Source organism: Thiohalobacter sp. COW1 (genome assembly GCF_016629505.1).
GTDB lineage: Bacteria > Pseudomonadota > Gammaproteobacteria > Thiohalobacterales > Thiohalobacteraceae > Thiohalobacter > Thiohalobacter thiocyanaticus_A.
In genome coordinates, this window is the sequence record NZ_AP024239.1 from 3,428,575 (window position 1) to 3,451,325 (window position 22,751).

A 22,751-nucleotide genomic window follows, 5' to 3' on the forward strand; every position below is an offset into this window, starting at 1 on the left:
AGATCGCAAGCATCGGTAGCTGAAGCTTAGCAAGCCCCATGCCGGTGCGAAGGGGGTTTTTTCAACCCCATGAAGGGAAGAGCAATTTCGCTGTTGCCGGGAGCGGGGGGTGCAGGAGAGGCGCCAGTGATGCGGTTTTGACCCGCGCGGCGCACCGAACCCGTGCGTGAATCAATCTTCACAGGTTGTTCTGGTGCGCCCGGACGGTTGCCAGCGTCGTGACAGGGTCACTGTGCCGGCGTGAAGCTGAATTTCTGGCCGCCGATGGACGCCTCGTACATCAGCCCGCCCTTGGCCAGGGTGAACACGGCCACTCCGTTGTTGTAGTCGGCATCGGCCGATGCGCCCGCGGTGGCGGCCACTGCGGAAGCCTGGGCGCTGAACTCGAAGTTGCCCGAGGTGAAGTCATCCAGCATGGCCTTGTCCTTGAAGAAGATGATCTCGCGGTAGGCCTGGCCGCCCAGCTGAAAGCCGAGGGTGACCTGGGTCAGGGTGACGCTGCCGATGGCGCCGCCCTGCCGGAATACCCGGCCCTTGCCGTAGGCGCCCCCGATACCCATGCCGCCCTTGCCGACGGTGGGGAAGACGGCATAGCCATGGGCCTGGTCGAAGAAGACCTGCATGCTCGGGTCCCTGTTCTTGAAGGCGGCGATGGCTTCGTGCACCCCGGCGTCATCACCCGGCTGGTCCGCATCCTTCTCCTTTGCCAGCGGATTCCAGCCGGACTGGGCCGGCAGGGCCGGCAGCAGGCAGATGAGCAGCAGTAAGGGTCTGAGCAGGTTCTTCATGACGTGCCTCGTATGTGAATAGGTCAGATTCAGGCCGCGCAGAAGGCCTCGATGCGTTCGATCTTGTGCCGGTGCCAGAGGCGGTAGAAGTGCCGCAGTTCACGGGTGAGACGCTGACCGCGGCAGGGACGCAGGAACCGCTCGTAGAGGCTGCGGCAGTAGCGCTTGGCATGGTGATTGGCGGTGCTGTAGCGCTGATGTTCACTGCGGTCGAGTTCAGGACTGTAGCGCACCCGCTCGAACAGCAGCGGATGCAGTTCGTCCGGGATGCCGCCGAGCTGGCGGGCGAACAGGGCCGCGGCCAGGCAGTACTTGTCCACCTCGGCCTGCAGCTCCATCTCCAGTTGCGAAATGGGCCGGTCGTGGCCGAGGTTCCAGGCCAGGTAGACGAAGTGACTCACCCCTTCCAGCGCAGTGAGGAATTCGTTCAGGTTGCCACGGTGCAGTGAGTGCAGCGGGTTCTGGGCGCGCAGGCGCTCCACGATGACCTGGTGCAGGTAGAGCGAAACGTCGATGTCTTCGCCTGACTGTTCGATCAACAGCTTTTCCGGGATATCCCGTGGCCGCGGGCTGCGGTCGAGCAGGGCAGCCAGCCGCTGGTCGGTGATGAGAAAATCCTCGACATCCAGCCCGATGTCGATCTCGTAGAGTTGTTCCAGCAGAGATTGCAGGTGGCGCAGCTGCATGCGGATGTCCTCCCTGTCAGGGTAGCGGCAGCCCCGGAAGGATTATTAATGCATACACACGCGCGGCTGAGAAGCCCGTTGCCGCGGTGTGCGCGCCTGTCGAGTGTCCACTCAGTCCTGCGGCGGTGCCTGCGGCTGCAGCCGATAGACCGCGCGCTCCAGTCTGGGCAGCCGGAAATGCTGCTCGCCCGGACGCACCTGGAGGATGAAGTCTTCGGTCCGGAACGGTCCGATCCGGCTGGGTGCCGTCATCAGGCGGTAGTTGCCGGTAGCGAGTTGGCGGGTCTGCAGCTGCCAGTGGTCGCCGGCGTCGTGGAGGCGGTAGCCGCTGAACGGGGCGGCCAGCGGCTCGCCGATGAAGATGCCCTCCCCGGGCATGGCCACGCTCTTCCAGTAGGCCTCGAGCAGGGTCGCGCCCTGCAGGTAGTAGGCCATGAGGATACCGGGATTGGGGAACTTGCCGATGTAATTGCAGGGTTCCTTGACCGCGCCGAAGCTGCCGGTCGCGCCGGCCTCCAGCCAGCGCAGGGCGCTCATCTGCCAGCCGGCCGTGAGCTGGCCGGCGCCCGAGGTCAGGTGATCGGCGATGGCGCCGGGAACGAAGCCGAGGGTATCCAGGCCCTGCACCCGTTTCTGGCCGGTGAAATAGAACAGCACGTCATCGCGGTCGTACAGATGGTCCTGCTGCAGCGATTCGATCCGCAGATAGTTGCCGAACACCTCATGAATGCGTGGGAAAAATGCGGCACGGATGGTGCGCGCCTTGTCCGAGGTGTCCAGCAGATAGGCCGTACCCGACGGCCAGCTGCCATCGCTGGCGACCCCGCGGTCGATCAGCACCCTTGCGGCATCGAAATCCAGAGCGGCGATGGACAGGGTGGGGCGCAGATTGTGATCCTGCCAGGGCTGGAGGCTGGGGCTGTTGTAGTACTCGCCCTGCGCCGTCGGGGTGCATTTGCTGCCGCGCTCCGAACACCACTTCTCATCGAAGCCGCCGTAGGCAATGGCGGTGGTGATGGACATGCACTTGACGCGATAGGGTTCCACCCAGGTCAGGGCATAGGCCTGGACGGAATCAGGGGTCTGCGCCGCGATCCGGGCCTGAATGGAGGCGAATTCCCGGTCGCCGATCTGCTTGCGTCCGGTCGGGATGCGTACATGGATCAGGTTCTGCTCGGGGATGTCGCGTGCCTGCCGGTAGTATTCGGCAATGCGTACGCTCAAGGGGTCCTCGTCGTTTACGATCACGCCCAACTCCTGCGGCAGGATGCGGGCCTTGGGCATCAGGATCTCGGGTTTCGCACCCTCCGCCCGGACCTGGGTCGTGACGACAACGAACAGAAGGGTAAGGAATGTGTTGAGTGTACGGATCGCTGATTTTTTCATGGTCCGGGCTTGTACATGATATGCAAACACTTTGCGCCTCTGCGTCTTCGCGTTCTCCGCGTTATTGCCGCAAACGCTAATAATAGTATCGTAGGTCGGATTAGCCCGGAGGGCGTAATCCGACGTCAGTCATTGAGCTGTCGGGTTGCGCTGCACTAACCCAACCTACGAGACTAATAATAGCTCCGCAGCTTCAGTTCCTCCGGACACATGTGCAGGTAGCTCTGGTTGGCGATATAGTCATTCGGAAACCGGCGGAAATGATGATTCAGCAGGGTGATGGGTACAATACGGGGTACCCGTCCCAGTCGGTAGGCTTCGATGAGTTCCAGCAGTTCCTGCTTGTCGTCGCTGTCGAGCTGCCGCTTCAGATAGCCCATCAGGTGATGCAGGACGTTGGTATGGCGTTTGGCCGTGGCGCGCACCTGCAGGGCGCCCATGAATTTCCCGATATAGGCATCCGCCAGTGGGCGCAGCGGTCCCTTGCCGGCATCGGCGACCAGCTGACCGAGTTCCTTGTAATACTTCGGTCCGTGCGCCATCAGCGCCAGCTTGTGGCGGGTGTGAAAATCGATCAGGGCGCGGACGGTCAGTCGCTGCCGGTTGAGTTCCTGCCAGCGCCGCCAGGCGAAGACCCGTTCCAGCCAGTTGTCGCGCAGCATCGGGTCGCCCAGCCGGCCCTCCTCCTCGCAGGGAAGCAGCGGATGGGCGGCCATGAATTCACGCGCATACAGGCCCACGCCCTGGCTGCTAACGCCGCCCTTGTCGGTGTAGAGCTTGACCCGCTCCATGCCGCAACTCGGTGATTTGCTCTTGAAGATGTAGCCGGTGAGGTCCGTCAATTCCCGCGCCTGCCGGCGGCCGTAGCGGACCAGCTTGTCGGTGACGTCGAGGGAGGCATCCTTCACCCCGACCGCGCGCGGCGCCTCCGGCGCGCCCAGCAGCCGGATGGTCGGCCGTGGCACGCCCATGCCGATGGCGACCTCGGGGCAGACCGGCACGAATTCAAAGAACTCGCCCAGGGTGCCCAGGATATAGTTGTCCTGCTTGTGGTTGGCATCGAAACGCACCCGCTGACCGACCAGACAGCTGCTGATGCCGATGCGGATGGGCAGGCGGTCTGTTTCCTCGTGCGGCATGGTCATCCTTCTTTAAAAAGCGCCACGGAATACACGGAAAGCACGGAAAGGATTGTTGCAGAAACCATGCAGTTCCTCCGTAGGTCGGGTTAGCCCGAACGGGCGTAACCCGACGTGCCTGCCGCGAGTGTCGGGTTACGCTGCGCTAACCCGACCTGCATGGCTGGCCCAATCATGGCATGAATTGCGGTTGTCGTAACCGTCATCGTCATCCCCGCGCAGGCGGGGATCCAGTGACCGCAGCGGTATCTGGATTCCCGCCTGCGCGGGGATGACGGGTAAAGTGTCAGACAGAAGCTGGGCTGATTCATTTGTACTGTCCGTGCTTTCCGTGTATTCCGTGGCGCTTTTTGAATCATCTCTCCGCGCCCAGCGCCTTGGCCCGGCGCAGGCGTCCCTGGCGCATGGTGGCGTAGGCCTCGCTGCTCCAGTTGCCGGCCTCCGGCCAGCCGCTGACCTCGTTGCACACGATCTGGGTCAGGGCCTCGATGTGATCGGTGCGTTCGTTCAGTGCCGGGATATACTCGAAGCGCTTGCCGCCGTGCTCCAGGAACAGGGCCTTGTTCTGCATCTGGATCTCCTCCAGCGTCTCCAGGCAGTCGGCGCTGAAGCCGGGGCAGATGACCTGCACCCGTTCCACGCCGGTTTCGGCCCATTCCTTCAGCGTGGCGTCGGTATAGGGTTTCAGCCACTCCTCGCGGCCGAAGCGCGACTGGAAGGCGAGTTGCCACTGGTCCTCGTTCAGCTGCAGCGCCTCGGCCAGCAGCCGCGCGGTCTTGTGGCACTGGCAGTGATAGGGGTCGCCCTGGTCCAGGTAGCGCCGCGGCAGGCCATGAAATGACATCAGCAGACGGGCGTTGTCACGGCCATGCGCCTCCCAGTGCTCGCGCACGCTCGTCGCCAGGGCCTCGATATAGGCATGCTGATCGTGATAGTGGGTGACGAAGCGCAGCGACGGGACCCAGCGCCAGCGCTTGAGGATATCGGTTACGGCGTCGAAGGTGGAGGCGGTGGTGCTGGCCGAGTAGTGCGGATACAGCGGCAGCACCACGATGCGCCGGGCATTGGCCTGGCGCAGTTCCTCCAGGGCCTCGGCGAGTGATGGCTCGCCGTAGCGCATGCCGAGGCTGACCTTGACCGGTCCGGGCAGGCGCGCCAGCAGCTGGGACTCCAGCGCTTCGCGCTGGCGCCGGGCGATGTTGAGCAGGGGCGAGCCGTCTTCCTCCCAGACCGAGGCATAGGCGTGGGCCACCCTGCCTGGGCGGAAGCGCAGGATCACCCCGTGCAGGATCAGCCACCACAGCGGCCGCGGGATCTCCACCACGCGCGGATCCCAGAGGAATTCGGCCAGATATCTGCGCACGGCCCGGGGCGTCGGTGCCGTCGGGGTGCCCAGATTGGTGATCAGTACGCCCAGCCGTTCGTGCGCGTCGTGGTGGAAGTCGGTTTCGCCTAGGTAGCGGTTCATGGGGTCCCTGCCCTGCGCTGTTGGGGTGATGGGTAGGATGGGTGAAGCACAGCGCAACCCATCGTTGTCCGCCGGCCGGGTGATGGGTTACGGCGCCGCGCGCCTTCACCCATCCTACCTGTTGTTCAGGGGAAGTATACCCAAGTGATACAGGCGTCGACACAACGCCGGAGGGGAGCGGAGAGGCGGGATCAGGCCGAGTCGGGCTGGGAGAACCGGTGCTGATCTTCCTCGACGGGATCGGCCAGCAGGTACTGGATCTTGCCGACCTGTTCCAGCCGGCCGTGGAAGGCCTCCAGGCAGCGGGGGTCGAAGTGGGTGCCGTTGTGCCGATCCATGAAGCTGATGGCCTCGCGCGGGGTCCAGGCCTGCTTGTAGGGGCGGTTCGAGGTCAGGGCGTCGTAGACATCGGCCACCGCCACGATGCGGGCGGCCAGCGGGATCTCGTCGCCGCGCAGACCGTTGGGATAGCCGGTGCCGTTGAACTTCTCGTGATGGCCCAGGGCGATGACCGCCCCCATCTGCAGGAACTGGGAGGGGCTGTCCTTGAGAATCTCGTAGCCGATGACCGTGTGCTGCTTCATGATCTCGAATTCTTCCATCGGCAGTTTGCCCGGCTTGAGCAGGATCTCGTCGGGGATGCCGATCTTGCCGATGTCGTGCATGGGCGCGGCCAGTTCGATGATCTCGCAGTCCTCGCGCGACAGCCCCAGTTCCTCGGCGATCAGCCGGGCGTACTTGGCCATGCGGATGACGTGGTTGCCGGTTTCCTCGTCACGGTACTCGCCGGCCTTCGCCAGTCGCAGCAGGGTTTCCTGCTCGCGCACCCGGATGGCGCTGGTGGCTTCGGAGACCTGTTTCTCGAGCCAGTGGTTGCGGTCGCGGATGATCTTGTGCTGGCTGAACTGGGTGAGCAGGTTGCGGCAGCGCACCCGGCACTCGATATGGTCGATGGGTTCGATCAGGGAATCGGTGGCGCCGGCATCGAGGGCGGAGTAGCGGGCGTACTTGTCGTTGTATTCGGTGAGGATGATCAGGGGGAGGTGGGCGCAGTTGGGAAGTTCCCGGACCCGGCGGATGAATTCCACACCGGTGATCTCCGGCAGATCGTAGCGGGTGATCACCAGGTCGGCCGCATGCCAGGTCAGCCAGCGAATGGCCTCATGCGGATTCAGGAAGGCCTCCACGCGCATCTGATGCTGGAACGTGTGTGCCAGCTCGGTCAGCGTGGTGCGGCTTTCTGACTGATCGTCGACAATCAGAACGGTTGGCATCGAGTTTCCTGTGCCAGTTTTTGTTATCGGGCTCCCCGGACGCCCCCCTTGCTGCATGCGTCCTGACCCGTGGGGAACCTGCGTTTCCTTCCTTGTGCCGCCTGTTAGCGGGTACTCCTCCCTGTGCCTGTGAAGAATACGAGATATCTGATTGATAATGCAACCCGTAGGTCGATACTTACACAGGCAAGAGGAAATATCGGACAGAAGGCGCTGATCCTTGAATAAAAAAACGCCGCGGCCCGGGTGCGGGCGACGCGGCGTTGTCAGGCCTGGCCGATGCTCAGAGTGCGGCGATTTTTTCCTTCTGTGCCATGAGGTTGGCGAGTGCGGTTCGAGCCTCTTCTGCCTTTTCGCGCTCCTTCTGCACCACGGCTTCGGGGGCCTTGTTGACGAAGTTCCCGTTCTCGAGTTTTTTCGAGACACGCTCCAGATCCTGCTCTTTTTTCTCAATTTCCTTTGCCAGTCGCTCCAGTTCGGCGGCCTTGTCGATGAGTCCGGCAAGCGGGATCAGCACCTTCATTTCGCCCACCAGCGCGGTGGCGGCCTCGGGCGGCTCGGCCTCCGGTGCCAGCGGGGTAATGGATTCGGTGCGGGCCAGGAACTCGAGGTAGTGACGGTTGGATTCCAGTCGGGCGCGGTCCGCAGCGGAGCTGTTCTCCAGTACCACCGGCAGCGGCTGGGAGGGTTTGAGGTCGTAGCCGGAGCGGATCCTGCGCACGCCCAGGATGAACTGCATGACCCAGTCCATGTCCTCGATGGCGGCGGTGTCCACCAGGCCGTCATCCGGTTCCGGAAAGGGCTGGCGCATGACGGTCTCGCCGGCGACCCCGGCCAGCGGCGCGACCCGCTGCCAGATCTCCTCGGTGATGAAGGGCATCAACGGGTGGGCCAGGCGCAGCAGGGTCTCCAGTACCTGCACCAGGGTGCGGCGGGTGCCGCGCTGGCGCGCGGCGGGGCTGTCCGGGTGGGTCAGCACCGGTTTGGACAGTTCCAGATACCAGTCGCAGTATTCGTTCCAGGTGAATTCGTAGATGGCCTGGGCGGCATGGTCGAGCCGGTAGGTGCGGATCGACTCGATCACCTCCTGTTCGGCCTGCTGCAGCCGGGCCAGGATCCAGCGGTCGGCCACGGTGAGCTCGACTTCCTTCTCCTCCAGTTGACCGCAGTCCTGACCCTCGGTGTTCATCAGCACGTAGCGGGCGGCGTTCCACAGCTTGTTGCAGAAGTTGCGGTAGCCCTCGATGCGGCCGAGGTCGAAGTTGATGTCGCGCCCGGTGGAGGCCAGCGCCGCGAAGGTGAAGCGCAGGGCGTCGGTGCCGAAGGCGGGGATGCCGTCGGGGAAGTCCCGGCGGGTCTGCTGCTCGATCTTTTTCGCCATCTGCGGCTGCATCAGGCCGCGGGTGCGCTTTTCCACCAGGGCGTCGAGTTCGATGCCGTCGATCAGATCGATGGGGTCAAGCACATTGCCCTTGGACTTGGACATCTTCTGGCCGTGGGCGTCGCGCACCAGGCCGTGGATGTAGACCTCGCGGAAGGGCACGTCCTGCATGAAGTACTGGCCCATCATCACCATGCGCGCGACCCAGAAGAAGATGATGTCGAAGCCGGTGACCAGCACCGAGGTCGGGTACCAGGTCTGCAGCGCCTGGGTCCGCCCGGGCCAGCCCAGGGTGGAGAAGGGCCACAGGGCGGAGGAGAACCAGGTGTCGAGCACGTCGCTGTCCTGCTCCAGTGCCACGTCGGCGTCGAGCTTGTACTTCTCCCGCGCCTCTTCCTCGCTGCGGGCGACGTAGCCGTTGCCGGCCTCGTCGTACCAGCAGGGGATGCGGTGGCCCCACCAGATCTGGCGCGAGATGCACCAGTCCTGGATGTTGCGCATCCACTCGTAATAGGTGTTCTTCCAGTTGTCCGGCACGAAGCGGATGCGGCCGGATTCCACCGCCTCGATGGCCGGCAGGGTGATGCGTGCCCGGCCGCCGGGGCGGCCGTCGGCCTGCTCATCGCGGGTCAGGTCCACGAACCACTGGTCGGTGAGGTAGGGCTCGATGACCACGCCGGAGCGGTCGCCTCTGGGGACCATCAGTTTGTGGTCGTCGATCTTCTCCAGCAGGCCGAGTTCCTTCAGATCATGGATGATGGCGTCGCGGGCCTCGTAGCGGTCCAGGCCGCGGTATTTCTCCGGCCCGTTGGCGTTGATGGCCGCATCCACGGTGAAGATGTTGATCAGGGGCAGGTCGTGGCGGCGGCCGACCTCGTAGTCGTTGAAGTCATGCGCCGGGGTGATCTTCACGCAGCCGCTGCCGAACTCGGGGTCGACATAGTCGTCGGCGATGACCGGGATCTCGCGCCCGGTCAGCGGCAGGGCAATGGTCTTGCCGATGAGGTTGCGGTAGCGTTCGTCCTCCGGGTGCACCGCCACGGCGGTATCGCCGAGCATGGTCTCCGGCCGGGTGGTGGCGACGATGACGTGCCCGGAGCCGTCAGCCAGCGGGTAGCGCATGTGCCACATATGGCCCTGCTCCTCCTCGGAGATGACCTCCAGATCGGAAACAGCGGTGTGCAGCACCGGGTCCCAGTTCACCAGCCGCTGGCCGCGATAGATCAGGCCGTCCTCGTACAGCCGGACAAACACCTCGCGCACGGCCTCCGACAGCCCTGCGTCCATGGTGAAGCGCTCGCGCGACCAGTCCAGCGAGGCGCCCATGCGCCGCAGCTGGCGGGTGATGGTGTTGCCGGACTCGGCCTTCCACTCCCAGATGCGTTTGATGAAGGCCTCGCGGCCCAGGTCGTGGCGGGTCCTGCCCTCGGCGTTGAGCTGACGCTCGACCACCATCTGGGTGGCGATGCCGGCGTGGTCGGAGCCGGCCTGCCACAGGGTATTGTCGCCGCGCATGCGGTGGAAGCGGGTCAGGGCATCCATGATGGTGTCCTGGAAGGCGTGGCCCATGTGCAGGCTGCCGGTGACGTTGGGCGGCGGGATCATGATGCAGAAGGGCGTGCCCTCGCCGCCGGGGGCGAAATAACCCTTGTCCTCCCAGGTCTGGTACCAGCGCTGCTCGATGGCGTGGGGGCTGTAGGTCTTGTCCATGGATCCGACGTCTCCGGGCCGTTGCGGGCAAAGGCGGGATTATACAGGCGGGAGGTGCAGGGCGTGAAACCCGGGATGGCCACGAAACCCACGAAAATCTCCGGTCATGCATTGCCGGGCGCGCCGAGCCACGACAATGGCAGGGAAATCTTTGTGTGCTTTATGTTCCAGTGTTGCTTAGGGGCTCACAGCTTGTGCGAGTGCAGGGGGTAGCCGCGCTCCTGGTAGAAACGGTAGCGCTCGCGGCCGCCGGTGAGCAGCTCCGGCTGCTGGTCGAGGACCTCGGCCAGGCGGGCGAAGCGGCTGAAGAAGGTCGGGACCTCCGGCGCCAGATTGATCAGCAGATCGGTGTGGGTCTGCGGCTCGCGGTCATGGCCGATCAGGACCGGCGGCGGAAACGCTCCGGGGTCGGCGTCGGCCAGGGCATGGGGCAGGAAGCTGCCGGCGCGGAAGGTCCAGAGCAGTTCGTCCAGTTCCCGCGCCGCGGCATCGGAGCCGGTGTGGATGAAGATGCGGTAGTCCTGCTGCCAGGCCTTCTCCGCCAGTTTGCAGGCAAACAGGGCCCGTTCGCGTTCGGCGGCCTGGGGCAGGATGTAGAAATCGATCCTTGTCATGCTTCAGTCGTTGAGCCTGGTTGAAACCTCAACGCAGAGACGCAGAGGCGCAAAGGCCGCATGGAAATCATATGTAATTCCGTCATCCCGGCGAAGGCCGGGATCCAGATGCCGCTGCGGTCACTGGATTACTCGCTGCGTTCGCCCTTCGGGCCGCCCTACGGGCGTTCAACGCGCTCCGCGCTTTTGTCCCGCCTTCGCGGGAATGACGGAGAAACTGAAATCCTGCCGATTCAAGCGCCACTCATATTTACTCTGACTTCGCGCCTCTGCGTCTCTGCGTTGAAAAGATCTACTTATCCGCCACCCGATCCAGCAGATACTGGGTCAGCAGCGGCACCGGGCGGCCGGTCGCGCCCTTCTCCTTGCCCTGTTTCCAGGCCACGCCGGCGATGTCCAGATGGGCCCAGTGGTACTTCTTGGTGAACCGGGACAGGAAGCAGGCGGCGGTGATGGTGCCGGCCTCGCGGCCGCCGATGTTGGCCATGTCGGCGAAGTTGCTGTCGAGCTGACCCTGGTAGTCGTCCCACAGCGGCAGCTGCCAGGCGCGGTCGGAGGCGGCCTCGCCCGCCTGCAGCAGGTCGTGCGCCAGCGACGGCTGGTTGCTCAGCAGACCGGCGGCGTGGCTGCCCAGGGCGATGACGCAGGCGCCGGTCAGGGTGGCGATGTCGATCACCGCGTCCGGCTCGAAGCGCTCGGCGTAGGTCAGGGCGTCGCACAGGATCAGCCGGCCCTCGGCGTCGGTGTTGAGGATCTCGATGGTCTGGCCGGACAGACTGGTGACGATGTCGCCCGGCTTGATCGCCTTGCCGCTGGGCATGTTGTCGGTGGCGGGGATGACGCCGATCACGTTGAGCGGCAGTTCCATCCGGATCACCGCGGCCAGGGTGCCGAGCACGCTCGCCGCCCCGCACATGTCGAACTTCATCTCGTCCATGGCCGCGCCGGGCTTGAGCGAGATGCCGCCGGTGTCGAAGGTCACGCCCTTGCCCACCAGTACCACCGGCTTGTCGCCCTTCTTCCCGCCCTGATATTCCAGGGTGATGAGTTTCGGCGGCTCGTCCGTGCCGCGCGCCACGGCCAGCAGGGCGCCCATGCCGAGCTTCTCCATGTCCTTGCGGTCCAGTACCGTGGCCTTGACCTTGCGCCTGCCCTTGGCCAGTTCGCGGGCCTGGTCGCCGAGATAGGTCGGGGTGCAGATGTTGCCGGGGAGGTTGCCAAGCTCGCGGGCCAGGCGCACGCCGGCGGCGATGGCCTGGCCCTCGGTGATGGCGGCCTGGGCGTTAGCGGCGTCTTTCTTGTCGGTCACGCCCAGCGCGAGTTTGCGCAGGGGGCGGCGGACCTTGTCCTTTTCGCTCTTCAGCTGGTCGAAGACATAGAGCGCGGCCTCGGTCGCCTCGACGATCTGGCGCAGCTTCCAGTGCGTATCCCGGCCCTTGACGTGCAGGTCGGCCAGGTAGCTGACCGCGTCAGAGGCCCCAGTCTCGTTCAGACGCTGCGCCGCGGCCGCCACCGCGTTGCGGTATTTGGTCGTATCGAGTTCACGTTCCTGACCGCAGCCGACCAGCAGCAGGCGTTGGCAAGCGGTGCCGGGCACGTCGTGCAGCAGCAGGGTCTGGCCGCACCTGCCGTCCATGTCGCCGCGCTTGAGGACGTTTTTCAGATAGCCGCCGGCGGCCTTGTCCAGGCTGCGGGCCGCCGGAGACAGGCGCCGGGACTCATACACGCCTACCACCAGACAGGCGGTGCGCTGCTTCTCGGGGCTGCCGCTTTTGACGCTGAATTCCATGCTTGACTCCACTGGGTTGTGCTCGCTGGCCGGGCAGGCCGCGATGGCGGTATGATGCGGGCACGCGCATCGCCTGGACCTGACTCACCAGTCTACTGGAAGCGATGTGAATTTACACCGGGGGCATGGGGCCCGTCGGGCTCCCGGTCCGCCCTTCCCGAAACCGCCCGATGCTGTCAGTCCTCGATCGCTACCTGCTCAAGGAGGTCATTGCCAACTGGCTGGCGGTGATGCTGGTGCTGTGGGCCATCGTGGTCACCAACCGCCTGGTGCGCTACCTGGGCGAGGCGGCGGCCGGCGAGCTGGCCGGCAGTATGATCCTCACCCTGATCGGGCTGAAATCAGTGGCCTATCTCGCCACCCTGGTGCCGCTGTCGCTCTATCTCGGGGTGGTGCTCGCGCTCGGGCGCTTGTATCGGGACAGTGAAATGACCGCGCTGGCGGCATGCGGCGTGGGGTATCGCCGGCTGTACCGCCCGTTGCTGGTGCTGGCCGGGCTGGTTGCCGGCGTCCTGCTGCTGTTCACCCTGCTGGTGGTGCCGCGCACGGCGGAACTGGCCTACCGGGTCGAGGCCGATGCCGAGCACCGGGCCACCATCGAGGCGGTCAGCGCCGGGCGCTTCCAGGAGGCACGGGGTGGACGCCTTGTGCTCTATGCGCGCGAGGTCGCCGCCGACGCCAGTCACCTCAGGCAGGTGTTCGTGCGCAATCTGCAGACCGATCCCCCCATGCTGGTGACTGCCGCCAGGGCCCGGCCCGAGCGTGATCCGGATACCGGCGTGCGCTACCTGGTGCTGGAGGACGGCCAGCGCTACCAGGGTTTTCCCGGGGATCCGGTGTTCCGGGTGCTTGAATTCGAACGCCACGGTATCCGCATGGATCAGGACGCCCGGCCCGAGGTCCGCCTCAAGCAGGATGCGGTGCCGACCGGTGAGCTGCTGGCCGGGGGCGGCCCGCGGGAACTGGCCGAACTGCACTGGCGCATCGCCCTGCCGCTGGCCGTGGTGGTACTGCTGATACTGGCCGTGCCGCTCAGCCGCACCAGTCCCCGGCAGGGGCGCTATGCCCGGCTGTTCCTCGCCATTCTGCTGTTTATCATCTATTACAACCTGCTGGGCACGGCCCGGATGTGGCTGGAGAAGGGCCAGCTCCCGGGGCTGATCGGTCTGTGGTGGGTGCACCTGCTGCCACTGGCTGCGGCGGGGTGGCTGTTCCGGCGGATGCGGCCGCGCCTGCCCCGGAGGGCATCGGCATGAAGGTGCTGGATCGCTATCTCGGGCGGGTGGTGATCCTCGCCAGTCTGCTGGCGCTGCTGGTGCTGCTGGCAGTCGACCTCTTCTTCGGTTTCATCAACGAGATCCAGGACATCGGCCGTGGCAGCTACGGTCTGGGCGACGTGCTGATCTACCTGGGGTTGAGTGTGCCCGGGCGCATCCATGAACTGTTTCCGATGGCGGCCCTGCTCGGCACCCTGCTGGGGCTGGGCAATCTGGCCGCCGGGCACGAACTGGTGGCGATCCGTGCCGCCGGCGTCTCGGTGGGACGGATCCTGCTGGGCGTGATGAAGGCCGGCCTGGTACTGCTGGTGCTGGCCGGCGGCATCGGCGAGTGGATCGCGCCGGCGGCCGATCGGATGGCGCAGCAGCAGCGCGGCCAGGCCCAGAGTCAGCGCATCACCCATTTCAGCCCCTACGGCTTCTGGGCCCGGGACGGGAATCTGTTCATCCGCATCCGTGAGGTTCACCCCGATGGCCGCCTGGGCAGCCTCGAGGTATTCCAGTTGGGTGAGGATGGTCGGCTGGCATCGGCCTATCGCGCCCGTACGGCCGAGCATGCCGACGGCCGCTGGCACCTGCAGGGCGTGGCCGGCGGCCGTATCGGGGAAGGGCGGCTGCAGCTGGTGCAGGAGAGCCGGCTGCAGCTGGAGACATTGCTCGATCCGGCGTTGCTGAACGTCGTCATGATCGAGCCCGGCAGCCTGTCGGCACGCGATCTGTATCGCTATGTCGAGTACCGGCGTCAGAACGCGCTCGAGACCGCCCGCTACGAACTGGCCCTGTGGCAGCGGCTGGTCGCACCCTTCACCTCGCTGGTGATGCTGTTTCTGGCGGTGCCTTTCGTGTTCGGTCCGTTGCGGGATCGGGGCGCCGGTCAGCGGCTGCTGGTCGGAGTGCTGGTGGGGCTGGGGTATTACCTGCTGAGCCAGACCCTGAGCCATAGCGGGCAGGTCTATGGTCTGCCGCCGCTGTTGAGCGTGCTGGCCCCGCCGTTGCTGTTCCTGGTCTGGGGGGCGATTCAGTTGCGGCGTGTGGGCGGGTGAGTGGCGGGCGGGCCGCGGGTGCCTTGCGTTGCCCGGGTCCGGGCGCCGACCCATCAGTGCTTCTTCGGCAGGACGACGATCACGGTTTCCGAGAAACGGTCGTGCCAGGTGTTGCGCTCCCGATCCAGCAACAGCCACAGATAGCCCGCTCCAGCGGCCAGCAGTGACACCCAGGCCATCAGGTAACGCAGCATGGCCTGACCCCAGCTGATGGGGTGACCGTCCCGCCTCTGCACCCGCAGTCGCCAGGCGCGCATGCCCAGCGTCTGGCCGCCGTGGATCCAGAACCAGGCGAAGAACAGGAACAGCACCAGGAACAGGTAGGCCGTGAACAGCGGATTGCCGGCGGCGACCGCCTCGCCGCCGGTCAGCGGCAGTACCAGCGCTGCGGCCAGGAACAGCACGGCGCCTGCCAGCAGGCTGTCATACAGGATGGCGGCGAGGCGACGCAGGAGGCCGGCGCGAGGGAGATCGGCATCGACGGGGTGCATGCGGGCTTTAGCGGATCAGACAAAGGATACATTGTTAGCAGAACCCCCGTTGCATCGCAACCGTGACACCTCCCGCGTTTTTGTGTAAACAGAGAGATACAAACACGATAAACAATTACAACGATAGCGAGAGGGAGGTGACATGTCTCTGGTAGCCGATCTGGCCGAGATGCCGGGCGTTATCGCTGCGGGTGAATATTCCTATCGCGGTGACCGCTTCTCCTACAAGGGCCAGCTGACCGAGGAATACGCCCGTATGGCCTCGATCATGTGCCGGGCCACCACCATGGGCGTGCACATGCAGACCGACATCCTGGCGAGTTTTCGTGCCAATACCGGCGTTGACCCTTCCCGTGGCTGGGTGGTCAAGGGGCCGCGTTTCACGGTCTGCGTGCTCTACAACGTCTTCTGTTTCATGGATAACACCAGCGGATCGCTAAATGAAGTTATGAGTCACATGAGTGACGCGCTGGCTGATGCCACGGACGATCTCATCTGATCGCTGTCTGATTGCCGGACACAAACCAATAATATGCGAGGGGAAGGCATGAACGATCTGAGCAAACTGATGCAGCTCAACGGCGCCCTGGCCGCCTTTTGTTTCAATGACCGCGGCGAACTGGCTGAGCACAATATTGCCGAAGGCAGCAATCTGGATGCCGAGGTGCTGGATCTGCTGGCCCATGTGCTGGTGGCCAATACCGCCATCGCCACCATGCAGGCCAGAGGCTGGGAGAAGACGACCGGCCAGTCCGGTTTCTATCCCATCGAGGGTTTCACCATGATCGGCTTCGACTGGTCGGCGGTCGCCCGCGGCAACTGCGGTGTGGTGCTGCAGAATGACCAGGCCGATTACGAAGCGGCCTTTGACGCTTTGTCGGCGTAGGGGGGCTCATGCTCAAGCGATTACTTGCGCTGGACGGGGTCAATGCCATCTGCCAGTTCCGCGACGATGGCGCCTTCGTGGAAGGCTACGGCCTGCTGGATCAGCCACAGATGGAACACCTGGCGCGCTTCGCGCTGGAGTACAAGCGCATCGTGCAGGGCAATGCCGATCAGCTGTCGATGTTCACCCAGATGCGCGGCTGGACGCCGCCGCGCGGCTGGATCGTGCGCGCCGCGCAGGGCACGGTGTGCAGCGTGGGCAATCTGGTCTGTCTGGTGGACACGGCGGAAGGCTCGGTCAACGAGGTGATGCAGGAGCTCAACGAGGCCGCCACTTATTGAGGGAAGATGGCGCTCCCTAGGGGTTTCGAACCCCTGTTACCGGCGTGAGAGGCCGGTGTCCTAGGCCACTAGACGAAGGGAGCGACGCTGTCCGCGTCCTGCGGGGCAGGACGCAGGTGGTGTATTATACGCGGAGTCGGCGGGGAAACAATCACCGCTGTCGGGTCGTGCGTGCCGGACAGGCCCCGGCCGGTTGCATTCGATTTAGAAGGATCCATCCACTATCAGCGCTCAGTCACTCAATATCATCCCGCGTCCGGAACACGGGATCTCGCGCTCCCTGATCAGCCCCAACGCCCTCAAGGTGCTCAACCGGCTGAACCAGGCCGGGTTCCGGGCCTGCCTGGTCGGCGGCGGGGTGCGCGACCTGCTGCTGGGCCGCGAGCCCAAGGATTTCGATGTCGCCACGGATGCCACCCCGGAGCAGATCCGCCAGCAGTTCCGCAACTGTCGCCTGATCGGTCGCCGTTTCCGCCTGGCCCATGTGCTGTTCGGGCGCGAGGTGATCGAGGTGGCGACCTTCCGTGCCGCTTCCGATCCGGACGAGGACGACGAGACCCAGGTCAACGATGCCGGGCGGCTGCTGCGCGACAATGTCTACGGCAGCATCGAAGAGGACGCGTGGCGGCGTGATTTCACCGTCAATGCCCTGTATTACGATATCAGCGACTTCAGCATCCGCGATTATGTCGGCGGCATGGAGGATCTGGAGGCCGGCCGGCTGCGCATCATCGGCGATCCGGAGGCGCGCTTTCGCGAAGACCCGGTGCGCATGCTGCGTGCGGTGCGCTTTGCCGCCAAGCTCGGCTTCACCCTGGACCCCGAACTGCAGGCGCTGATCCCCCGACTGGCCCCCCTGCTGCACGATATCGCCCCGGCGCGCCTCTACGAGGAGGTGCTCAAGCTGTTCCACGGCGGGGTGGCGCTCAATACCTTCGAAATGCTGCGTCACTATCACCTGTTCGAGCCCCTGTTCCCGCTGACCGAGGCGGTGCTGGCCGAGGAGGAGAATCACTTTCCCCACACCCTGATCAGTCATGCCCTGGCCAATACCGATGCCCGGGTGGCCGAGGGCAAACCGGTGACGCCGGCCTTCATGTTCGCCGCCCTGCTGTGGGAACCGATGCGCCGTGAGATGCCCGACCTGGATCAACCCGACATGAGCGAGATCCAGGCGATCCAGATCGGCGGCGCGCGGGTGGTCACGCAGCAGGCACGGCATGTTTCCATCCCCAAGCGGTTCAGTCTGCCGATGCGCGAGATCTGGTCGCTGCAGCCGCGGTTCCAGCGCCGCCAGGGCCGCCGGGCCCTGCAACTGCTGGAGCATCCGCGCTTCCGCGCCGCCTATGACTTTCTGCTGCTGCGGTGCGCCGCCGGCGAGGTGGAGCAGGAACTGTGCGACTGGTGGACCGAGATCCAGACGCAGGCGCCGGAGGCGCGCGCCGAGCGGGTGACCGCAGGTCGCCCGCGCAAACGCCGCCGGCCGCGGCGGCGCAAGCCCAGATCCGAGCATGGGTGAGATCGATACCGCGACCGCCTGGATCGGCCTCGGCAGCAATCTCGACGACCCGGTGGCGCAGGTCAGCCGTGCCCTGGATGAGCTCGACGCCATCGAGGCGACCTACCTGCTGCACGCATCCAGCCTCTATGCCAGTCCACCCATGGGACCGCCCGACCAGCCCGAGTATGTCAACGCCGTGGCCGGCCTGCTCACCACGCTGGCGCCGGAGGCGCTGCTGGATGCTCTGCAGGCGATCGAACAGGCCCACGGCCGGGTACGCACCGGGGAGCGCTGGGGACCGCGGACCCTGGACCTGGATCTGCTGCTCTACGCTGACCTGCAACTGGAAACCGCACGCCTGAGCGTGCCGCATCCCGGGCTGCGCCAGCGTGCCTTCGTGCTGCATCCGCTGGCCGAGGTCGCCCCGGAACTGGTGGTGCCGGGACTCGGGCGCGTGCTCGAACTGGCGCGGGCCTGCCCGGCCGACGGGCTGCGCTGCATCGGCAGGGCGGGCCTGTCATAATGAGCGCCAACCCTGGATATCGAACTGGAGTCATGCAGGAACAACGCCCGGACTATATTGTGGTGGAGGGCCCCATCGGCGTCGGCAAGACCAGCCTGGCGCAGCGGCTGGCCGAGAGCTTCGGTTGTGACCTGCTGCTGGAAGGCGCCGACGACAACCCCTTTCTCGAGCGCTTCTACCGCAATCCCAGGGAAGGCGCCCTGCCGACCCAGCTGTTCTTCCTGCTGCAGCGTGCCCAGCAGATGCAGGCACTGCGCCAGGCGGACATGTTCCAACCGGTGCGGGTGGCGGACTTTCTGATCGAGAAGGACCGGCTGTTCGCCCAGCTTACCCTGGACGAGCAGGAGTACCGGCTCTATGACCAGGTCTACTCGCATCTCACCCTGGATGCGCCCAGCCCCGACCTGGTGATCTATCTTCAGGCACCGGTGGAGGTGCTGCTCAAACGCATCCACAAGCGTGCCCGGCCGCACGAGCGCAGCATCGACGCTGCCTACCTGGAACGGCTGTCCGAGGGTTATATGCGCTTTTTCTATGATTACGAGGCCGCGCCCCTGCTGATCGTCAACGCCGAGCACATCGACCTGGTCAACAGCGACGAGGACTACCAGGCGCTGCTGGAGCAGGTGCACCGGGTGCGGCGCGGTCGGCACTATTTCAATCCCATGCCGGTGAGCCTGTGAGTACGCGTACCCTGGAACAGCTGCAGGCGATGAAGCGTGCGGGCGAGAAGATCGCCTGCCTGACCGCCTACGATGCCAGTTTCGCCCACTGGCTGGATGCCGCCGATGTGGACATCGCCCTGGTCGGCGATTCCCTGGGTATGGTGGTGCAGGGGCAGGCGTCCACCCTGCCGGTGACGGTCGAACAGATGGTCTATCACGCCGCCTGCGTGGCCCGCGGCTGTCGCCAGGCCTATCGTATTGTCGATATGCCCTACAAAAGCTACGACACCCCCGAGCATGCCCTGACCAATGCCCGCCGGCTGCTTCAGGGCGGGGAGGCGATGATGGTCAAGCTGGAGGGCGGGGCGCCGGCGCAGCTGGCGGTCATCGAGTCCCTGCTCGGGGCCGGCATTCCGGTCTGCGGCCATCTGGGGCTGCTGCCCCAGTCGGTGCGCGAACCCGGCGGCTACCGGGTGCAGGGGCGCGAGCCCGAAGCCGCCGAACGCATTCTGAATCAGGCGCAGGCGCTGGAGCGGGCCGGTGTCGGTCTGCTGATCCTGGAGGCGGTGCCGGCGGCACTGGGGCGACGCGTCAGCGAGGCCCTGCAGATCCCGGTCATCGGCATCGGCGCCGGCGTGCATTGCGACGGTCAGGTGCTGGTCCTGTACGACCTGCTCGGCATTACCCCGGGGAAGCGGCCCCGATTCAGCCGCGACTTCCTGGCCGGCGCCGGCTCCGTCGAGGCCGCACTGCGGGCCTATGTGCAGGCGGTGAAGGCGGGCGAGTTCCCGTCCGCGGCGGAGAGTTTCAACTAGGTATGAATCCGTAGGATGGGTGAAGGCGGGAACGCCGTAACCCATCGCTGTCCGGCGAGGGATGGGTTGCGCTTCGCTCCACCCACCCTACAGTGCGTAGGATGGGTGGAAGCGCGTAGCGCTGCAACCCATCGGCATCACGGGCGACGATGGGTTGCGCTTTGCTCCACCCATCCTACAGGTTACCGATTGGTTCGATCTGGCATGAAAACAGTCAATACTGTAGAAGCGCTGCGGGAACAGATCCGCGCCTGGCGCGGCACCGGCGCGCGCATCGGCTTCGTACCCACCATGGGTAACCTGCATGCCGGGCACCTGTCGCTGGTCGAACAGGCCCGGCGCGACGCCGATCGCGTGGTGGTCAGCGTGTTCGTCAATCCCATGCAGTTCGGGCCCGGCGAGGACTACGACAGCTACCCGCGTACCCTGGACGCGGACCGCGCCCGGCTGGAGGCGGCCGGTGCCGATCTGCTGTTCGCGCCGCCGGTGGAGGAGGTCTACCCGGTGCCGCTGGTGGAGATGACCCGGGTCGAGGTGCCGGAGGTCGGTTCCATTCTCTGTGGCCGGTTCCGGCCGGGCTTCTTCGCCGGCGTGGCGACGGTGGTGACCAAGCTGTTCAATATGGTCCAGCCCGATCTGGCCGTGTTCGGGGAAAAGGACTACCAGCAGTTGATCGTCATCCGCCGGCTGGTGCGCGATCTCAGCCTGCCGATCCGGATTGAGGGCGCCGCCACGTTGCGTGAGCCCGACGGCCTGGCCATGAGTTCGCGCAATGCCTACCTCACGCCGGCCGAGCGCGAGGTCGCTCCGCAGCTGCATCATGTCCTGGAGGGGCTGATTGCCGCCCTGGGAGCGGGCGATCGCGACTTTCCCGCGCTCGAGCAGCAGGGCATGCAACAACTCGAACTTGCCGGCTTCCGCCCCGATTATGTCAGTATCCGCCGGGCTGCGGACCTGAGCGTGCCCGACCGCGAGGAGGCGGAACTGGTGGTGCTGGCCGCGGCCTGGCTGGGCCGTGCCCGTCTGATCGACAACCTGCGCACCGCCCCGGGGACGGACAGGGCCTGAGGCCGATTGCGCCATTCGGGAGGATGGGCGATAATTCCCTTCCCCACGAATCCTGCACTACATTCCCATGCACCTGACCCTGCTCAAATCCAAGCTGCACCAGGCCCGAGTGACGCACGCCGAACTCGAATACGAGGGTTCCTGCGCCATCGACGCCGCCCTGCTGGAGGCGGCGGGCATCCGCGAGTACGAGCAGATCCAGATCTACAACCTGGCCAACGGCGAGCGCTTCATCACCTACGCCATCCGGGCCCAGGAAGGGTCGGGGATCATTTCCGTCAATGGCGCCGCCGCCCACAAGGCCGCTCCCGGCGACCGGGTGATCATCTGCACCTACGCCATCCTGGACACGGCCGAGGCCGCCGGTTTCAAGCCCACCCTGATCTACCTCGACGCCGACAACCGCATCAGCCGCACCGGCCACGACATCCCCGTTCAGGTCGCCTGACGTTTGCTGGTCCCCTGGTCGCGTTTTTTTCAACGCAGAGGCGCCAAGGCGCAGAGGACGCAAAGGGAAATCCTTTTGTAGGTTGGGCTTCGCTGCGCTCAGCCCAACCTACGACACTCCAGAAACATTTGAATATCTCTGCGTCTCCGCGCCTCTGCGTTGAATAATCCTCCAATCCCACCCGATTTTCAGCCTGGTTTCAGCCAGCCCCCGCATACTGGGCCCCACTGAAACAGGAGGGCTGAATCATGCAATCCGATACCATCAAGGTCTGGGACCCGCTGGTCCGGGTGTTCCACTGGACCCTGGTCCTGGCCTTTTTCACCGCCTATCTGACCGAGGACGACTGGCTGGATCTGCATACCCTGGCCGGCTACACCGTGCTGGGACTGGTCGCTTTCCGGCTGCTGTGGGGGCTGATCGGCACCCGCCATGCGCGCTTCGGCGACTTCGTGAAGCGGCCGCATGAGGTGCTGACTTATATTAAGGAAGTCCTGACCCTGCATCCCCGGCGCTACCTGGGCCACAACCCGGCCGGCGGTCTGATGATCGTGCTGCTGCTGGCGAGCCTGCTGGCCACCACCGGCTTCGGTCTGGCTGTCTATGCGGCCGAGGAGGGCGCGGGACCGCTGGCGGGCATGCTTATCGGCGTCAGTGAGAGCACCGGGCATCTGTTCGAAGAGGTGCACGAGTTCTTCGCCAACTTCACCCTGTTCCTGGTCGCGGTGCATGTGGCCGGCGTGATCATCGAAAGCCTGTTGCACGGCGAGAACCTGGTGCGGTCCATGGTGACCGGACGCAAGCCGGCGCCCTGAATGCGCCACAACATCCACGAAATTCCATCTGCCAGGGAGTGCAACCGTCACAGGGATGTGAGCAACTCTGACTGGAGGTACGCAAGCATGACGAATATGATCAAGAAGGCATCACTTCCCCTGGTTATCAGCCTGCTGCTGGCAGGGGGCGGACCGGCGCTGGCCGATGATCACGACGAGATCAGGGAGCTGGTGCGACAGGGGCAGATCCTCCCCCTGCAGACGGTGCTCGAGCGCTCCGGCATCAACCAGACCGGCCAGCTGCTGGAGGCCGAACTGGAGAAGGAGGACGGAATCTGGGTTTACGAACTGGAGGTGCTGCGTGACGACGGCCGGGTATACGACATGTATTATGATGCCAGGACCGGTGAGCCTCTGCCGGAGTTCGATGACGACTGAGTCCGTCAATATCGTGTTGAAGGAGTACCAGGGCCTGTTAACACTAATCTCATCGTCTCTGTTGTGCCTGAAAAAGCGCCAATCGATACCCATAGGGCATAAATACTCATAGGGCATGAAGGCGCGAGGAGGGTAGTTTGGTGATTCCAAATAAGCGAGAGTCTGCTCCGCGAGCGCAGCGAGTGTTGTGGGTACGAGCAACGACGAGTGGTGCTTTTTCAGGCGCAACCCGCAGGGCTGGGGC

General features: G+C 65.0%; 23 protein-coding genes and 1 tRNA gene. 13 read left to right on the plus strand and 11 right to left on the minus strand.

Going from position 1 to position 22,751, the window contains the following annotated elements; translation table 11 throughout:
* Positions 1 to 227: 227 nt before the first annotated feature.
* From COW1_RS16275 to COW1_RS16315, 9 genes are all read right to left on the minus strand, one after another.
* Positions 228 to 788 carry a YSC84-related protein gene (locus COW1_RS16275; RefSeq protein ID WP_096366997.1) on the minus strand — a complete coding sequence of 187 codons (561 nt, stop codon included), beginning with the start codon at positions 786 to 788 and terminating at the stop codon, positions 228 to 230.
* Between the two features lie 29 nt (positions 789 to 817).
* The gene (locus COW1_RS16280; protein WP_096366996.1) at positions 818 to 1,474 is read right to left on the minus strand and encodes a hypothetical protein; all 657 of its coding nucleotides are present in this window, start codon (positions 1,472 to 1,474) and stop codon (positions 818 to 820) included.
* Between the two features lie 111 nt (positions 1,475 to 1,585).
* The gene (locus COW1_RS16285) at positions 1,586 to 2,860 is read right to left on the minus strand and encodes a TIGR03790 family protein (RefSeq protein WP_096366995.1); all 1,275 of its coding nucleotides are present in this window, start codon (positions 2,858 to 2,860) and stop codon (positions 1,586 to 1,588) included.
* Positions 2,861 to 3,033: 173 nt separating this feature from the next.
* On the minus strand, positions 3,034 to 3,999 hold the full coding sequence (locus COW1_RS16290) for a DUF523 and DUF1722 domain-containing protein (RefSeq protein WP_369801207.1): 966 nt from the start codon (positions 3,997 to 3,999) through the stop codon (positions 3,034 to 3,036).
* A 355-nt stretch (positions 4,000 to 4,354) separates the two neighbouring features.
* A complete protein-coding gene (gene hemH, locus COW1_RS16295; protein ID WP_096366993.1) occupies positions 4,355 to 5,467 on the minus strand; it encodes a ferrochelatase in 1,113 nt (370 codons plus the stop codon).
* 191 nt (positions 5,468 to 5,658) lie between these two features.
* The gene (locus COW1_RS16300; RefSeq protein ID WP_096366992.1) at positions 5,659 to 6,741 is read right to left on the minus strand and encodes an HD domain-containing phosphohydrolase; all 1,083 of its coding nucleotides are present in this window, start codon (positions 6,739 to 6,741) and stop codon (positions 5,659 to 5,661) included.
* A gap of 283 nt (positions 6,742 to 7,024) precedes the next feature.
* Entirely contained in the window at positions 7,025 to 9,832 is a 2,808-nt protein-coding gene (locus tag COW1_RS16305; RefSeq protein WP_201344808.1) for a valine--tRNA ligase, read from the minus strand.
* 185 nt (positions 9,833 to 10,017) lie between these two features.
* Positions 10,018 to 10,446: a DNA polymerase III subunit chi gene (locus COW1_RS16310; protein ID WP_096366990.1), complete on the minus strand. Its 429-nt coding sequence runs from the start codon at positions 10,444 to 10,446 to the stop codon at positions 10,018 to 10,020.
* A gap of 292 nt (positions 10,447 to 10,738) precedes the next feature.
* The gene (locus tag COW1_RS16315; protein ID WP_201344810.1) at positions 10,739 to 12,235 is read right to left on the minus strand and encodes a leucyl aminopeptidase; all 1,497 of its coding nucleotides are present in this window, start codon (positions 12,233 to 12,235) and stop codon (positions 10,739 to 10,741) included.
* Positions 12,236 to 12,405: 170 nt separating this feature from the next.
* On the opposite strand from COW1_RS16315, the gene lptF reads away from it, so the two are divergent.
* Together lptF and lptG are read left to right on the plus strand one after the other, a co-directional pair.
* Positions 12,406 to 13,491 carry an LPS export ABC transporter permease LptF gene (gene lptF, locus COW1_RS16320; RefSeq protein ID WP_201344812.1) on the plus strand — a complete coding sequence of 362 codons (1,086 nt, stop codon included), beginning with the start codon at positions 12,406 to 12,408 and terminating at the stop codon, positions 13,489 to 13,491.
* The gene (gene lptG / locus COW1_RS16325) at positions 13,488 to 14,555 is read left to right on the plus strand and encodes an LPS export ABC transporter permease LptG (RefSeq protein WP_201344814.1); all 1,068 of its coding nucleotides are present in this window, start codon (positions 13,488 to 13,490) and stop codon (positions 14,553 to 14,555) included. Before lptF ends, lptG begins: the two co-directional genes overlap by 4 nt.
* 53 nt (positions 14,556 to 14,608) lie before the next feature.
* On the opposite strand, the gene COW1_RS16330 is transcribed toward lptG, so the two are convergent.
* A complete protein-coding gene (locus tag COW1_RS16330) occupies positions 14,609 to 15,046 on the minus strand; it encodes an RDD family protein (RefSeq protein WP_201344816.1) in 438 nt (145 codons plus the stop codon).
* Positions 15,047 to 15,188: 142 nt separating this feature from the next.
* Here COW1_RS16330 and COW1_RS16335 point away from each other — a divergent pair, with 142 nt between their 5' ends.
* The 3 genes from COW1_RS16335 to COW1_RS16345 are packed head-to-tail and all read left to right on the plus strand — an operon-like array spanning position 15,189 to position 16,273.
* Positions 15,189 to 15,545: a DUF2173 family protein gene (locus COW1_RS16335; RefSeq protein ID WP_096366985.1), complete on the plus strand. Its 357-nt coding sequence runs from the start codon at positions 15,189 to 15,191 to the stop codon at positions 15,543 to 15,545.
* 48 nt (positions 15,546 to 15,593) lie between these two features.
* Positions 15,594 to 15,932 carry a DUF2173 family protein gene (locus COW1_RS16340; RefSeq protein WP_231971514.1) on the plus strand — a complete coding sequence of 113 codons (339 nt, stop codon included), beginning with the start codon at positions 15,594 to 15,596 and terminating at the stop codon, positions 15,930 to 15,932.
* A gap of 8 nt (positions 15,933 to 15,940) precedes the next feature.
* Positions 15,941 to 16,273: a DUF2173 family protein gene (locus tag COW1_RS16345; protein ID WP_201344818.1), complete on the plus strand. Its 333-nt coding sequence runs from the start codon at positions 15,941 to 15,943 to the stop codon at positions 16,271 to 16,273.
* Positions 16,274 to 16,280: 7 nt separating this feature from the next.
* On the opposite strand, the gene COW1_RS16350 is transcribed toward COW1_RS16345, so the two are convergent.
* Positions 16,281 to 16,356 (minus strand) — tRNA-Glu (locus COW1_RS16350).
* Positions 16,357 to 16,496: 140 nt separating this feature from the next.
* On the opposite strand from COW1_RS16350, the gene pcnB reads away from it, so the two are divergent.
* The 8 genes from pcnB to COW1_RS16390 all read left to right on the plus strand — a co-directional run bounded on the left by pcnB (position 16,497) and on the right by COW1_RS16390 (position 22,507).
* A complete protein-coding gene (gene pcnB, locus COW1_RS16355; RefSeq protein WP_201346130.1) occupies positions 16,497 to 17,792 on the plus strand; it encodes a polynucleotide adenylyltransferase PcnB in 1,296 nt (431 codons plus the stop codon).
* Positions 17,785 to 18,297 (plus strand): 2-amino-4-hydroxy-6-hydroxymethyldihydropteridine diphosphokinase, encoded by a 513-nt coding sequence (gene folK / locus COW1_RS16360; RefSeq protein ID WP_096366982.1) that lies wholly within the window; start codon positions 17,785 to 17,787, stop codon positions 18,295 to 18,297. The genes pcnB and folK overlap by 8 nt, the downstream gene beginning before the upstream one ends.
* A gap of 32 nt (positions 18,298 to 18,329) precedes the next feature.
* Complete coding sequence (locus COW1_RS16365) at positions 18,330 to 18,980, plus strand: deoxynucleoside kinase (RefSeq protein ID WP_096366981.1); 651 nt, start codon at positions 18,330 to 18,332, stop codon at positions 18,978 to 18,980.
* Positions 18,977 to 19,777, plus strand: coding sequence for a 3-methyl-2-oxobutanoate hydroxymethyltransferase (panB, locus tag COW1_RS16370; protein ID WP_096366980.1), 801 nt, complete (start codon positions 18,977 to 18,979; stop codon positions 19,775 to 19,777). The genes COW1_RS16365 and panB overlap by 4 nt, the downstream gene beginning before the upstream one ends.
* A gap of 204 nt (positions 19,778 to 19,981) precedes the next feature.
* Positions 19,982 to 20,845, plus strand: coding sequence for a pantoate--beta-alanine ligase (gene panC / locus COW1_RS16375; RefSeq protein ID WP_201344820.1), 864 nt, complete (start codon positions 19,982 to 19,984; stop codon positions 20,843 to 20,845).
* Between the two features lie 67 nt (positions 20,846 to 20,912).
* Positions 20,913 to 21,293, plus strand: coding sequence for an aspartate 1-decarboxylase (gene panD / locus COW1_RS16380; RefSeq protein WP_201344822.1), 381 nt, complete (start codon positions 20,913 to 20,915; stop codon positions 21,291 to 21,293).
* Positions 21,294 to 21,541: 248 nt separating this feature from the next.
* A complete protein-coding gene (locus tag COW1_RS16385; protein ID WP_201344824.1) occupies positions 21,542 to 22,108 on the plus strand; it encodes a cytochrome b/b6 domain-containing protein in 567 nt (188 codons plus the stop codon).
* A gap of 87 nt (positions 22,109 to 22,195) precedes the next feature.
* Positions 22,196 to 22,507 carry a PepSY domain-containing protein gene (locus tag COW1_RS16390; RefSeq protein WP_157745675.1) on the plus strand — a complete coding sequence of 104 codons (312 nt, stop codon included), beginning with the start codon at positions 22,196 to 22,198 and terminating at the stop codon, positions 22,505 to 22,507.
* Positions 22,508 to 22,751: the final 244 nt, after the last annotated feature.